The sequence below is a fragment of the Massilia rhizosphaerae genome (genome assembly GCF_016093545.1).
In the GTDB taxonomy this organism is placed as follows: Bacteria; Pseudomonadota; Gammaproteobacteria; order Burkholderiales; family Burkholderiaceae_D; genus Telluria; species Telluria rhizosphaerae.
The window spans coordinates 47,642-61,589 of sequence record NZ_JADKYX010000030.1; the positions used below are offsets into that span (position 1 = coordinate 47,642).

Annotated in this window: 10 protein-coding genes; all 10 read left to right on the forward strand. The window is 61.6% G+C overall.

Annotated features, from left to right (window positions below):
* Positions 1-454: 454 nt before the first annotated feature.
* The 10 genes from ISF28_RS29170 to ileS all read left to right on the forward strand — a co-directional run bounded on the left by ISF28_RS29170 (position 455) and on the right by ileS (position 13,918).
* On the forward strand, positions 455-2,377 hold the full coding sequence (locus tag ISF28_RS29170; RefSeq protein WP_198120684.1) for a PrkA family serine protein kinase: 1,923 nt from the start codon (positions 455-457) through the stop codon (positions 2,375-2,377).
* A 133-nt stretch (positions 2,378-2,510) separates the two neighbouring features.
* The gene (locus tag ISF28_RS29175) at positions 2,511-3,782 is read left to right on the forward strand and encodes a YeaH/YhbH family protein (RefSeq protein ID WP_198120685.1); all 1,272 of its coding nucleotides are present in this window, start codon (positions 2,511-2,513) and stop codon (positions 3,780-3,782) included.
* Positions 3,783-3,793: 11 nt separating this feature from the next.
* A complete protein-coding gene (locus ISF28_RS29180) occupies positions 3,794-5,320 on the forward strand; it encodes a SpoVR family protein (RefSeq protein WP_198120686.1) in 1,527 nt (508 codons plus the stop codon).
* A 570-nt stretch (positions 5,321-5,890) separates the two neighbouring features.
* Positions 5,891-6,550: an energy transducer TonB gene (locus ISF28_RS29185; protein WP_198120687.1), complete on the forward strand. Its 660-nt coding sequence runs from the start codon at positions 5,891-5,893 to the stop codon at positions 6,548-6,550.
* An 84-nt stretch (positions 6,551-6,634) separates the two neighbouring features.
* Positions 6,635-7,573, forward strand: a complete 939-nt coding sequence (locus ISF28_RS29190) for a MotA/TolQ/ExbB proton channel family protein (protein WP_198120688.1) — start codon at positions 6,635-6,637, stop codon at positions 7,571-7,573.
* Between the two features lie 3 nt (positions 7,574-7,576).
* Positions 7,577-8,005 (forward strand): ExbD/TolR family protein, encoded by a 429-nt coding sequence (locus ISF28_RS29195; RefSeq protein ID WP_198120689.1) that lies wholly within the window; start codon positions 7,577-7,579, stop codon positions 8,003-8,005.
* Between the two features lie 78 nt (positions 8,006-8,083).
* A complete protein-coding gene (locus ISF28_RS29200; RefSeq protein WP_198120690.1) occupies positions 8,084-8,515 on the forward strand; it encodes an ExbD/TolR family protein in 432 nt (143 codons plus the stop codon).
* A gap of 70 nt (positions 8,516-8,585) precedes the next feature.
* A complete protein-coding gene (locus ISF28_RS29205; protein WP_198120691.1) occupies positions 8,586-9,818 on the forward strand; it encodes a tetratricopeptide repeat protein in 1,233 nt (410 codons plus the stop codon).
* A gap of 156 nt (positions 9,819-9,974) precedes the next feature.
* Entirely contained in the window at positions 9,975-10,946 is a 972-nt protein-coding gene (locus ISF28_RS29210) for a bifunctional riboflavin kinase/FAD synthetase (protein WP_198120692.1), read from the forward strand.
* An 83-nt stretch (positions 10,947-11,029) separates the two neighbouring features.
* Positions 11,030-13,918 (forward strand): isoleucine--tRNA ligase, encoded by a 2,889-nt coding sequence (gene ileS / locus ISF28_RS29215; RefSeq protein WP_198120693.1) that lies wholly within the window; start codon positions 11,030-11,032, stop codon positions 13,916-13,918.
* The last annotated feature ends 30 nt before the right edge of the window (positions 13,919-13,948 follow it).

Consider the following 13,948-nt stretch of genomic DNA (forward strand, 5'->3'; position numbering starts at 1 on the left):
AACACAACGCACAGGTGCGCGACACTGTTTTGACTTCGAGAACTAATAGGCAGATAATAAATTTCATAAGCGTAAGAAGACGCTCTCAGCGGGCGCTAACAATCCGGCGAGGGACCTCGCCACCAGCGCGGATCCACGACCAGCGGGCTCCACGAGGTCCCGGTGAAACCGGATGAAAACAAGAACATCGCCCTTCGTTTTGTGTCAGATCTTCTGACCTCCAGACTCGGGCGGCGACCCCAACAAGAACAACTGGGGACCTTGAAAAACCGTCGCGAGCGGCAGCAGTTTTGTTCGAGAAGCGCAGCTGTACTTGGGTACAGCGAGCATCGCAGGACAAAAATGCAACGCGCAGCAGGTTTTTCGATGTGCCCACTGCCGGAACGGGGCTTGGGCGGCCATCTCTGTAGGCCGCCGAACAGTGATCAGTGTTAGCACATTAGAGGACATTCACATGACCATTTTTGACAACTACGCAGCCCGCTACGAGCGTACCCGGGAAGAGGAATACTCCCTGTCTGAGTACCTTCAGCTTTGCAAAAAAGATCCCCTGACTTACGCCAGCGCTCCCGAGCGCATGCTGGCCGCAATCGGCGAGCCCACCCTGGTCGACACCCGCCTCGACCCGCGCCTGTCGCGCATCTTCGCCAACAAGGTCATCAAGGTCTATCCCGCTTTCCGCGAGTTCTACGGCATGGAGGAAGTGATCGAACAGGTCGTTTCCTATTTCCGTCACGCGGCCCAGGGCCTGGAGGAGCGCAAGCAGATTCTTTACCTGCTGGGACCGGTCGGCGGCGGCAAGTCGTCCATCGCGGAAAAACTGAAGCACCTGATGGAACAGGTGCCGTTCTATGCGCTGAAAGGCTCGCCGGTGAACGAATCGCCGCTCGGCCTGTTCAACGAGGAAGAGGACGGCGCCATTCTCGAAGAAGACTACGGCATCCCACGCCGCTTCCTGCGCGCGATCCCGAGCCCGTGGGCCGTCAAGCGCCTGCACGAATACGGCGGCGACATCAACAAGTTCCGCGTCGTCAAACGCTATCCGTCGATCCTCAAGCAGATCGCCATCTCGAAGACGGAACCGGGCGACGAAAACAACCAGGACATTTCCTCGCTGGTCGGCAAGGTCGACATCCGCAAGCTGGAAGACTATGCGCAGGACGATCCGGACGCCTACAGCTATTCCGGCGGCCTGTGCCTGGCGAACCAGGGCCTGATGGAATTCGTCGAGATGTTCAAGGCGCCGATCAAGGTCCTGCACCCGCTGCTGACGGCCACGCAGGAAGGCAATTACAAGGGCACCGAGGGCTTCGGCGCGATCCCGTTCGAAGGCATCATCCTGGCGCACTCGAACGAATCCGAGTGGAAGACCTTCCGCAACAACCGCAACAACGAGGCGTTCCTCGACCGGATCTACATCGTCAAGGTGCCCTACTGCCTGCGCGTGTCGGACGAGATCAAGATCTACGACAAGTTGCTGCGTAACTCCTCGCTGGATAAAGCACCGTGCGCGCCGGGTACGCTGCGCATGATGGCCCAGTTCGCCATCCTGTCGCGCCTGAAGGATCCGGAAAACTCGAGCGTCTATTCGAAGATGCTGGTGTACGACGGCGAGAACCTCAAGGACACCGATCCGAAGGCCAAGTCGCTGCACGAATACGTCGACTATGCGGGCGTGGACGAAGGCATGAACGGTCTGTCGACCCGCTTCGCCTTCAAGATCCTGTCCAAGGTCTTCAACTTCGACAACACCGAAGTGGCGGCGAACCCCGTGCACCTGCTGTACGTGCTGGAACAGCAGATCGAGCGCGAGCAATTCCCGGGCGAGACCGAACAGCGCTACATGTCGTACATCAAGGAGCACTTGGCGAACCGCTACGTCGACTTCATCGGCAAGGAGATCCAGACGGCCTACCTGGAAAGCTATTCCGAGTACGGCCAGAACATCTTCGACCGCTACGTCACGTTCGCCGACTTCTGGATCCAGGACCAGGAGTTCCGCGATCCGGACACGGGCGAAAGCTTCGACCGCGAGACGCTGAACGCCGAGCTCGAGAAGATCGAGAAGCCGGCCGGCATCTCGAACCCGAAGGATTTCCGCAACGAAATCGTCAACTTCGCGCTGCGCGCACGGGCGACGAACGGCGGCAAGAATCCGGCGTGGACCAGCTACGAGAAGTTCCGCACGGTGATCGAGAAGAAGATGTTCTCGAATACCGAGGAGCTGCTGCCGGTGATTTCGTTCAACGCGAAGGCCAGTGCGGAAGATGCGACCAAGCACGCCGACTTCGTTGCACGTATGGTCGAAAAAGGCTATACGCCCAAGCAGGTGCGCCTGCTGTGCGAGTGGTACTTGCGCGTCAGGAAATCCTCGTAAAGGCCATCGCAAAACAAGGAGCGTGGGCGGGCGCCGGAATCCACGACGCCAACCACGCGACGGCGCGGCGCGTTAATATGTAGGGGACCGGGAAGGAATCCGGCCCGCCGCGAATTTCAGCAGGAGGCCTGTTTTGACTTACCTCATCGACCGACGCTTGCAGGGCAAGAACAAGTCTGCGGTCAACCGCGAACGATTCTTGCGTCGCTATAAGGCGCAAATCAAGGATGCGGTGGGCCGGGCGATCAAGGGTCGCTCGATCACCGACGTCGAAAATGGCGAGAAAGTCTCGATTCCCGTCAAGGACGTGAGCGAGCCGCATTTCGGGCACGCCCATGGCGGTGTCTGGGAAACCGTCAACCCCGGCAATACGGAATACCAGAAAGGCGACACGATCAACCGCCCCCGCGGCGGTGGCGGCGGCGCCGGACGCGGCCGGGCCGGCAACAGCGAGCAGACGACCGAAGACGATTTCATCTTCGAGCTGTCGCGCGAAGAATTCATGAATTACTTCTTCGAAGACCTCGAGTTGCCGAACATGGTCAAGACGCAGCTGACCCAGGTCGTCGAATACAAGAACCAGCGCGCCGGCTACAACATCTCCGGCACGCCGTCGAACATCCACGTGCTGCGCTCCCTGCGCGGCGCGCTCGGCCGGCGCATCGCGGTGGGCGGCACCTCCCGCAAGCAGCTGACGGCCCTCGAGCACCAGTTGCGCGATCTGCAGGAACAGGGGGCGGAGGACGACGACCCGATGGTGATCGAACTCAAGCACAAGATCCACCATCTGCACACGCGGCTGCTGGCGATACCGTTCATCGATCCCATCGACCTGCGGTACAGCAACCGGATCAAGATCCCGAAACCGTCCACGGCGGCCGTCATGTTCTGCATCATGGACGTGTCCGGATCGATGGACGAGAGCCGCAAGGACACCGCCAAGCGCTTCTTCATCCTCCTGTACCTGTTCCTCAAGCGGGTCTACGAACACATCGACGTCGTCTTCATCCGCCACCACACGGCGGCGGCCGAGGTCGACGAAAACGAGTTCTTCCACTCGCGCGAGTCGGGCGGCACCGTCGTGTCGTCGGCGCTGCACCTGCTGAACAAGGTCATCAGCGAGCGCTACAGCAACGGCGACTGGAACAGCTACGTGGCGCAGGCCTCGGACGGCGACAACTGGGACAACGATTCCGTGCTGTGCAGGCAGATCCTGACCAGCGCCATCATGCCCAAGGTCCAGTACTACACGTATGTCGAGATCACCGACGGACCGCCCCAGAACCTGTGGGAGCAGTATGCCGAGGTCGCGGCCACGCACCAGAACTTCGCCATGCAGAAGATCGTGACGCCGGCCGACATCTATCCGGTGTTCCGTGAATTGTTCAAGAAGCAGCCCAAGTAGCGAGGCCCGCTATGCCAAGAGACCCCAACAACCCGCGCGCCCTGCCCGAGCAATCGGAATGGACCTTCGACCTGATCGAGCAGGCGCACGAGGAAATTCGCAGGGTGGCCAGGAAATTCGGCCTGGACACCTACCCCAACCAACTCGAGATCATCTCGGCCGAGCAGATGATGGACGCATACACGTCCGTCGGCATGCCCGTGTCGTACAATCACTGGTCGTTCGGCAAGCATTTCCTGACGACGGAAAAAAGCTACAAGCGGGGCCAGATGGGCCTCGCCTATGAAATCGTCATCAACTCGAATCCCTGCATCGCCTATCTGATGGAGGAAAACAGCTTGACGATGCAGGCCCTCGTGATCGCGCACGCGGCCTACGGTCACAATTCTTTCTTCAAAGGCAACTATCTGTTCCGGACCTGGACCGATGCCGACGCCATCGTCGACTATATGGTCTTTGCGAAGAACTATATTGCCGAGTGCGAACAACGGCACGGCATCGACGCCGTCGAAGAGCTGCTCGATTCCTGTCACGCGATCCAGAACTACGGCGTGGACCGCTACAAGCGGCCGGCCAAGCTGTCGGTCGCGCAGGAAGCCGCGCGCCAGAAGGAGCGCGAGGAATACATGCAGTCGCAGGTCAACGAACTGTGGCGCACCCTGCCGCGGCGCGAAGAACAGGTGAAGGACCAGGCGCCGCCCCGCTTCCCGCTCGAGCCCGAGGAAAACCTGCTCTACTTTATCGAGAAGTATGCGCCGCTGCTGGAACCGTGGCAGCGTGAACTCGTACGCATCACGCGCAAGATCTCGCAGTATTTCTATCCGCAGCGCCAGACCCAGGTCATGAACGAGGGTTGGGCGACCTTCTGGCACTACACGATCCTGCACGAACTCTATAAAGAAGGCATCGTCGGCGATGGCTTCATGCTGGAATTCCTGCAGAGCCACACGAACGTCGTCTACCAGCCGCCGGCCACGAGCCCCTATTACAACGGTATCAATCCGTACGCGCTGGGGTTCGCGATGATGACGGACATCAAGCGCATCTGCGAAGACCCGACGGACGAGGACCGGGCCTGGTTCCCCGACATCGCCGGCAGCGACTGGCTCAAGACGCTTGATTTCGCCATGCGGAACTTCAAGGACGAGAGCTTCATCGCCCAGTACCTGTCGCCCAAGCTGATCCGCGACTTCCATTTTTTCGCCGTGCTGGACGACGACCGCAGCGACAAGCTGACGATTTCGGCCATCCATGACGAAGCCGGATACCGCTATGTACGCCAGCAGCTGGCCGATCAGTACAATATCGGCAACCGCGAGCCGAACATTCAGGTCTGGCAAGTCAATACGCGAGACGACCGCGCGCTGACGCTACGTCACACCCAGTTCCAGCGCCGCCCGCTGAACCAGCAGGCGCACGAGGTGCTCAAGCACGTCGCACGCCTGTGGGGCTTCGATGTGCGCCTCGAGACCGTTGACCCATCCGGGCGTGTCGTCAGCAGCCTGGAGTGCCGCCGCGAGAAGCGCGCACGTTACTGATCTCCCTGCCCGCGCTACCAGTCGCGGGCATTTTTTTCTTCCATCCTGTTGACACCCTCTTCACCTTGTGATGTAGTTCAACTAACTCCAGACGCGGTTAGTGAGCCATATCAATCCCCTGTATTCACACAAGATCTTGTTATGGCCGCCCCTCTGATCTAGGGGGAAAACCGTTTCAACAGTACGCCCTCCTGCACGGAATTTAGCTATAGTTGGCAGAAACGCCATGTACGTTTCTTATGATATTTGCTGAACAGCAAAATTGGCATGGAAAATTCGGCAATCAAGGGGCGTTTGGCTTATCTTCCACACATCACGAAAGGGGTCCGCTCGACATTGCAAAACAACTAACTTCCACCTCCATCGGCCCGCCTGCGCCGGTTCTTTATTGATCACGTTCGTTGCCTGTTTTTACAGGCAAATAGCCTCTCTTTGAGAGTGCAAAAATGTATGTGCAAAAAAGAATTCGTAGGTATAATTCGCCGATGTCCCGGATGCGGCTCTTAGCTTTTTGTCGTGTTTTGTGGGTTTAGTAGCAACAAAAAAAAGGTTGGTATTGGAGAAAGCAGGATGAATTTTTCGCATGAGAAGAACCCCGGGAAGAATTTGACTGGTATCACCATTGTCATCGTCTTGCACCTGATCGTTGCTTACGGGATCGTCACTGGTCTTGGTAAAAAGATGATCAGCAAGGTAAGCGAGGCAGTGGAAACCAAGATCATTGAAGACGTAAAACCGCCGCCACCTCCGGAGACGCCGCCCCCGCCGCCGCCGCCGGAAATGAAGGCGCCGCCTCCGCCGTTCATCCCGCCGGTGGAAGTGCAAGTGCAAACTCCGCCGCCGCAGCAAAATGTGATCGCTAACACGACGCAGGCGAAACCGGCGACGACGGAAATCATCAAGGCTCCGCCGGCACCGCCGACGCCGGCACCGGCCAAGCCGGCCGGCCCGGCCCGGACCCCGGCAGTTGCAGACTTCAATACGTGCTCGAAGCCGGAATATCCGAAATCGTCGCTGCGTAACGAAGAAACAGGTGTGTCGACGATCTCGTTCCTGATTGGAACGGACGGCGGCGTGAAGGCGGCCAAGGTCACGAAGACCAGCGGCTTCCGCGACCTGGATAAGGCTGCTCAGGTGGCACTGGGCAAGTGCCGGTTCAAGCCGGCAACCGAGAACGGCCAGCCCATCGAGTCCTGGCAGCCGGTACAGTACGTCTGGACGCTGGAATAACCAGAGGCAGCGTATCGTCTCAACGTAAGATTTTCGTTGTCATTAAGTTCAGCGAACTGTTCATTTTAAATTTTTGGAGGAAGCATGTTTAAGAATACCCGTTTGTCCGCTACCGTAGCGGCTCTCCTGTTCTCGGTCACTGCGGCATCGGCACTGGTGTCCGCTCCGGCCTTCGCCGACGCTCCGGCCTCGGCAGCAGCGAGCGCACCGGCAGCGGCACCGGCAGCTGACGCAGCAGCACCGGCAGCCGACGCTGCCGCAGCGGCACCGGCACCGGCAGCAGCACCGGCAGCTGGCGGCGAAGCCAAGAAGGAAGAAGTCGAGAACCCGTTCGGCCCCTCGGCCGTGTGGAATGGCGGCGTCGTCTCGCGCATGACCCTGATCATCCTGTCGATCATGTCCATGGGCTCCTGGTACATCATGATCACCAAGCTGCTCGACCAGATGAAGATCTTCAAGCAGTCGAAGGAAACCAACCAGAAGTTCTGGAAAGCACCGTCGATCGCCGCTGGCTCGGCTCAACTGACCGATGGCTCGCCGTTCCGCTTCATCGCTGAAACCGGCACCAAGGCAACCCAGCACCACGACGGCGCCCTGCTCGAGCAGATCGACCTGTCGACCTGGGTGACCATGCAGATCCAGCGCGCCGTGGACAAAGTCCAGTCGCGTCTGCAAGATGGCCTGTCGTTCCTGGCAACCGTCGGTTCGACCTCGCCGTTCATCGGTCTGTTCGGTACCGTCTGGGGTATCTACAACGCACTGACGAACATCGGTATGACCGGTAACGCGTCGATCGACAAGGTCGCAGGTCCGGTGGGTGAAGCACTGATCATGACCGCATTCGGTCTGTTCGTTGCAGTTCCGGCCGTTCTGGGCTACAACTGGCTGGTTCGCCGCAACAAGGCCGCAATGGAAGACGTCCGCTCGTTCGGCGCTGACGTGCACTCGGTCCTGATCTCGGGCGCCATGCACACGTCGGAAGCTGCACGTGCCGCCGGCGCTACTGCTAAAAAGGTTGGCTAAACCATGGCAATGAGTGTTGGCTCCGATAGCGGAGAAGAAGATGCAGTGATGTCAGAGATCAACACCACGCCCCTCGTGGACGTGATGCTGGTTCTCCTGATCATCTTCCTGATCACCAGCCCGGTTGTCCTCCACCTGCAGAAGATTAACCTGCCGATCGAGACCAACCAGCCTGTCAAGACCACGCCGGAAGACGTGAACATCTCCGTCAACAAGGACGGAGAGATCTACTGGAACCAGAAGCACCTGGCGAACACCGACGAACTGTTCGATTTCCTGGCCAAGGAATCGGTGAAACTGCCGCAGCCGGAAGTGAAGATCCGTGGCGACCAGCAGACCCGCTACGAAGCGATCGGCAAAGTGCTCTACACGGCCCAGCGTGCCGGGATTCAGAAGGTCGGTTTCATCACCGAACCGCCTGATAAGGGCTGATCCAACAGGACGCAACCCGCCAGCGTGATAGCTTTACACGGCTGTCACGCTGGTTCCCAAGATTTGAAAGGAAACACCATGGGTATGAACGTTGGTTCGTCCGGTGCTAAATCAGCAGATCCGGAACCGATGATGGAAATGAACATGACGCCGCTGATCGACGTCATGCTGGTGCTGATCATCATGATGATCATTACCATTCCAAAACAAAACCATTCGGTTAACTTGAACATGCCGGTTGGCAACCCGCCGCCGCCGACCAAGGAACCGGTTGTGATCACGATCGACGTGGACTTCGACGGTACGATTCTCTGGGATAACGTCCCGGTTCCGGATCGCGCCACCCTCGAAGCAAAGCTGGCCAACGTGGCAGCCCAACCTGATCAGCCGGAAGTGCACCTGCGCCCGAACAAGCTGGTCGAGTACAAGGTTGTCGCCGGCGTGATGGCAGCGGCCCAGCGTCTTGGCGTGACCAAGATCGGTATGGTCGGTAACGAACAGTTCCAGTAAATCGCTTTGGCTATAATGAACACGGCAGGGTTTCCCTGCCGTGTCTATTTTGAATGAAAGAATTTCGCTAATGTCCAAATTCCGCCTCGCACACCTCGGCCTCGTTCTGGCCGCACTCGGATTCACCGCCGCCGCTCCGGTCGTTGGCCTGGCTCCCGCCTATGCGGCTGAGACCGTTCGCCCGGAAATCGGCAAGCCTCTGGTGGAAGCCCAGCATCTGATGAAGTCGGGCAAGAACAAGGAAGCGCTTGCCAAGCTGCGCGAACTCGACAAAATCAGCGGCAAGTCGGCGAACGAAAGCTACCTGATCGAACGCACCCGCGCCGGCGCCGCGACGGGCGCCGGCGATTACGATACGGCCGCCAAGTCCTTCGAATACCTGATCAGTTCTGGCAAGCTGCCGGCCAGCGAAAAAGCCCAGGTGTCGGAAGGCCTGATCAGCATCTACATGCATGCCGGCGACCTCAACAAGGCCAATGCCGCGATCGAACGCCAGCTCAAGGAACATGACGATCCCAAGCTGCGCGCCTACCTCATGCAGAACTATTACAAACAGGGCAACATCAAGGCCCTGGAAAATGAACTGCATGCTGCCGAGAAGAATGGCCGCCTGAGCGAAGACCAGTTGGGCATGCTGGCCAACATCCAGCTCAAGAAGAACGACAAGGCCGGCTACGTCAACACCATCGAGAAACTGGCCGCCAACTATCCGAAAGCCCAGTACTGGAACGACCTGCTGAACCGCGTGCAGGGCAAACCGGGCTTCTCGGGCCGCCTGGCCGTGGACGTCTACCGTCTGAAGCTGGCCAACAACCTGATGAAGAAGCCGAGCGAGTTCATGGAAATGGCCCAGCTCGTGCTGCAGGCCGGCGCCCCGGCTGAAGCCCTCAAGGTCATCGACAAAGGCTACAAGGCAGGCGCACTGGGCACCGGTCCGGACGCCGCGCGTCACCAGCGTCTGAAGGATCTGGCCGAGAAGAACCTGGCCGAGCAGAACAAGACCCTGGCCGCGACCGAAGCCCAGTTGCGCAAGGACGGCGACAACGACGGCCTCGCCGATCTGGGTTACGCACTGGTGCAGTCGGGCCAGGCCGACAAGGGTCTCAAGATGATGCAAGCGGCCTCCAAGGCCGGTGACCTGAAGCATCCGGAAGACGTCAAGCTGCACCTGGGCGAAGCCTATGCCGTCGCCGGCAAGAAGCAGCAAGCCATCAATACCTTCAAGTCCGTCGGCGGTGACGACGGCGCGGCCGACCTGGCCCGCTACTTCATCATGGCGATCAACAAGCCGATCTCCGGCTAAGTTCCCCTGCTTTACGCCTGACGGCCGCCCGCGGCGGCCGCACGAAGCGCAGCCCGCTATTGCCGGCTGCGCTTTTTTGTAGGCCAAGTCATTGCGCTGTGCAACATGTCCTTTGCCGTATAATCTGGTATTTCGCCTAGAAGCACGAACCATCCAATGAAGGTATTTCGCGGACTTCCCAACGACAGGGCACGCGCGCCTTGCGCTCTCACGATCGGCAACTTCGACGGTGTCCACCGCGGACACCAGGCGCTGCTGGCACACGTGACCGCGAGCGCCCGCCGGCTCGGACTGGAAGCCGCCGTGATGACCTTCGAGCCCCATCCGCGTGAATATTTCGCGGCGCGCAGCGGCGATATGTCGAAAGCCCCCGCGCGCATCGCCAACCTGCGCGACAAGCTCGAATCGCTGGAGCAAGCCGGCGTCGACCGCGTCATCGTCGAGCACTTCAACGAGCATTTCGCGTCGATGTCGCCGGCCGAGTTCACGGCGCGCGTGCTCGTCGAGGGCCTGCACGTGAAATGGCTGATGGTCGGCGACGACTTTTGCTACGGCGCCCGCCGCGCCGGCAATGTCGCGCTGCTCGCCGAGGCCGGCAAGCGCCACGGCTTCGAAGTGCACAGCTTGCCCGCCGTGCTGCACGACGCCACCCGGATCTCGTCCTCGGCCGTGCGCGCCGCGCTCGCCGCCGGCGACTTCGACACCACGCGCGCCCTGCTCGGCCACCCATATTCGATGTCCGGCCACGTCATCCACGGCCAGAAGCTGGGCCGCACGCTGGGCTTTCCGACCTTGAACCTGCGCGTCGCGCACCGCCCCGCGCTGGCCGGCATCTTCGTCGTGCAGGTGCACGGCCTGGCCGAGGGGCCGCTGCCGGCCGTGGCCAGCCTGGGGGTGCGCCCCACCGTCGAGGACGCGGGCCGGATGCTGCTGGAGGTCCACGTCTTCGACTGGGACCAGCCGTGCTACGGCAAGCTCGTGCGCGTGGAATTCCTCACCAAGCTGCGCGACGAGGAAAAATACATCGACCTGCCGACGCTCACCGCAGCCATCGCACGCGATGCCCAGCAGGCGCGCGCCTGGTTCGCCCGGCGCGCCGGCGCGCTCACGGCCACCGACCGAATTTGACCAGGTCTCCCGCGGCCTCGCCTCCGGCAACGACCGCGCCGTCCCGTCATCACGAACAACAGCAGTCCACTTAAGAAACCACCATGTCCGATACCAAGCAGGGCCAGAAAGGCCAACAAGGCAACAAGAAGCCGGAAAGCAAATACCCGGTCAACATGACCGATACCCCCTTCCCGATGCGCGGCGACCTCGCCAAGCGCGAGCCGGGCTGGGTCAAGCAATGGCAGGACAAGAAGATCTACCAGCGCATCCGCAAGGCGGCCGCCGGCCGTCCGAAATTCGTGCTGCACGACGGTCCGCCGTACGCGAACGGCGACATCCACCTGGGCCACTCCGTCAACAAGATCCTCAAGGACATGGTCGTCAAATCGCGCACCATGGCCGGCTACGACGCCCCCTATGTGCCGGGCTGGGACTGCCACGGCATGCCGATCGAGATCCAGATCGAAAAACAATTCGGCAAGAACCTGCCGACGGCGGAGGTGCTGCAAAAGGCGCGCGCCTACGCGCTGGAGCAGGTCGACCGCCAGCGCGCCGGCTTCATCCGCCTGGGCGTGCTGGGCGAGTGGGACAACCCGTACCTGACGATGAACTTCAGTAACGAGGCCGACGAGCTGCGCGCCCTCGGCACGATGCTGGAGAAGGGCTATGTCTATCGCGGCCTGAAACCCGTGAACTGGTGCTTCGACTGCGGCTCGGCGCTGGCCGAGGCGGAAGTGGAATACCAGGACAAGCGCGACCCGGCGATCGACGTCGGCTTCCCGTTTGCCGAGCCCGAAAAAGTCGCGCAGGCGTTCGGCCTCGATGCCCTGCCCGCCGGCGCCGGCTTCATCGTGATCTGGACGACGACCCCGTGGACGATCCCGTCGAACCAGGCGCTGAACATGCACCCCGAGGTGACGTATGCGCTCGTGAAGACCGACCGCAACGGTAGCCCGGTGCTGCTGATCGTTGCGAAGGACCTGGCCGAGAGCGTCCTGCAGCGCTACAAGCTCGAAGGCGGCATCGTCGCGACGACGACCGGCGACAAGCTGGCCGGCATCCGCTTCAAGCACCCGCTGCACGCGGCCGATCCGTTCTTCGACCGCACGTCGCCCGTCTACCTGGCCGACTACGTGACCACCGACAGCGGCACGGGCGTCGTGCACTCGGCGCCGGCCTACGGCCTGGAAGACTTCCAGTCGTGCAAGGCGCACGGCATGAAGGACGACGAGATCCTGAAGCCCGTGATGGGCGACGGCCGCTTCGCGAGCACGCTGCCGCTGTTCGGCGGCATGACGATCTGGGAAGCGTCCAAGCCGATCTGCAACGCCCTGTCCGAAGCGGGCGCCCTGTTCGAACTGAAGATGTTCGACCACAGCTATATGCACTGCTGGCGTCACAAGACCCCGATCGTCTACCGCGCGACGAGCCAGTGGTTCGCGGGCATGGACGTCAAGCCGAAGGACGGCTCCCCCACGCTGCGCGAATCGGCGCTGGCCGGTATCGCCGAGACGCAGTTCTTCCCCGACTGGGGCCAGGCGCGCCTGCAGGGCATGATCGCCAACCGTCCGGACTGGACCCTGTCGCGCCAGCGCCAGTGGGGCGTCCCGATGGCCTTCTTCCTGCACAAGGAGACGGGCGACCTGCACCCGCGCACGCCCGAACTGCTGGAGCAGGTGGCCAAGCTGATCGAAGAAGGCGGCATCGACGCCTGGCACAAGCTCGATCCGCGCGACCTGCTCGGCGATGAGGCCGCGATGTACGAAAAGAACCGCGACACGCTGGACGTGTGGTTCGACTCCGGCACGACGCACCAGACCGTGCTGCGCGGCTCGCACGCGGCGCAGTCGCACTTCCCGGCCGACCTGTACCTGGAAGGCTCGGACCAGCACCGCGGCTGGTTCCACTCGTCGCTGCTGACGTCGTCCATGCTGAACGGCCGCCCGCCGTACAAGGCGCTGCTGACGCACGGCTTCACCGTCGACGAGCATGGCCGCAAGATGTCGAAGTCGCTCGGCAACGTGCTGTCGCCGCAGAAGATCAGCGACACGCTGGGCGCCGACATCCTGCGCCTGTGGGTCGCGTCGACCGACTACACGGGCGAACTGGCGCTGTCCGAGGAGATCCTGAAGCGCGTGACGGAGGCATATCGCCGCATCCGCAACACGCTGCGCTTCCTGCTCGCGAACACGTCGGACTTCGATCCGGCCAAGAACGCCGTGCCGGTGGCCGAGATGCTCGAGATCGACCGCTACGCGCTGGCCGAGACGGCGCGCCTGCAGGCCGACGTGGCGGCGCACTTCGAGCGCTACGAATTCCACCCGGTCGTCGCGCGCCTGCAGAACTTCTGCTCGGAAGACCTGGGCGGCTTCTACCTCGACATCCTCAAGGACCGCCTGTACACGACGGGCGTGAACTCGCACGCGCGCCGCTCGGCGCAGACGGCGCTGTGGCACATCGCGCACGCCCTGTTGCGCATCATGGCGCCGATCCTGTCGTTCACGGCCGAGGAAGCGTGGGCCGTGTTCGCGGGCGCGCAAGCCTACCGGGACAGCGACGAGACGATCTTCACGCAGACGCTGTGGACCTTCCCGGCCATCGAGGACGCCGCCGCCCTGCTGGACAAGTACGCGTTGCTGCGCGCCGTGCGCGCCGACGTCACCAAGCAGCTGGAAGAAGTGCGCGCGTCCGGCGCGATCGGCTCGTCGCTGCAGGCGGAGCTGGCGCTCAAGGCCGCGGGCGACAAGTACGCGGCGCTCGCCAGCCTGGGCGACGACCTGAAGTTCGTGTTCATCACGTCGCAGGCCGCCGTCGACCAGGTTGCCGATGCGGCGGCGGAAACGGTCGCCGTGACCCCGTCCGACGCCGCCAAGTGCGAACGCTGCTGGCACTACCGCCGCGACGTGGGCCACGACCCCGCGCATCCGGGCCTGTGCGGACGCTGCACGAGCAACCTGTTCGGCGACGGGGAGCAGCGCCGCTTCGCCTGACGCACCGGCGCCCCGGGCCACGCGCCCGGG

Bases quoted from the DNA above. Each gene is read 5' to 3' on its own strand.
- ISF28_RS29170 (WP_198120684.1), top strand. From the start codon at position 455: ATGACCATTTTTGACAACTACGCAGCCCGCTACGAGCGTACCCGGGAA.
- ISF28_RS29180 (WP_198120686.1), top strand. From the start codon at position 3,794: ATGCCAAGAGACCCCAACAACCCGCGCGCCCTGCCCGAGCAATCGGAA.
- ISF28_RS29185 (WP_198120687.1), top strand. From the start codon at position 5,891: ATGAATTTTTCGCATGAGAAGAACCCCGGGAAGAATTTGACTGGTATC.
- ISF28_RS29190 (WP_198120688.1), top strand. From the start codon at position 6,635: ATGTTTAAGAATACCCGTTTGTCCGCTACCGTAGCGGCTCTCCTGTTC.
- ISF28_RS29195 (WP_198120689.1), top strand. From the start codon at position 7,577: ATGGCAATGAGTGTTGGCTCCGATAGCGGAGAAGAAGATGCAGTGATG.
- ISF28_RS29200 (WP_198120690.1), top strand. From the start codon at position 8,084: ATGGGTATGAACGTTGGTTCGTCCGGTGCTAAATCAGCAGATCCGGAA.
- ISF28_RS29205 (WP_198120691.1), top strand. From the start codon at position 8,586: ATGTCCAAATTCCGCCTCGCACACCTCGGCCTCGTTCTGGCCGCACTC.
- ISF28_RS29210 (WP_198120692.1), top strand. From the start codon at position 9,975: ATGAAGGTATTTCGCGGACTTCCCAACGACAGGGCACGCGCGCCTTGC.
- ileS (WP_198120693.1), top strand. From the start codon at position 11,030: ATGTCCGATACCAAGCAGGGCCAGAAAGGCCAACAAGGCAACAAGAAG.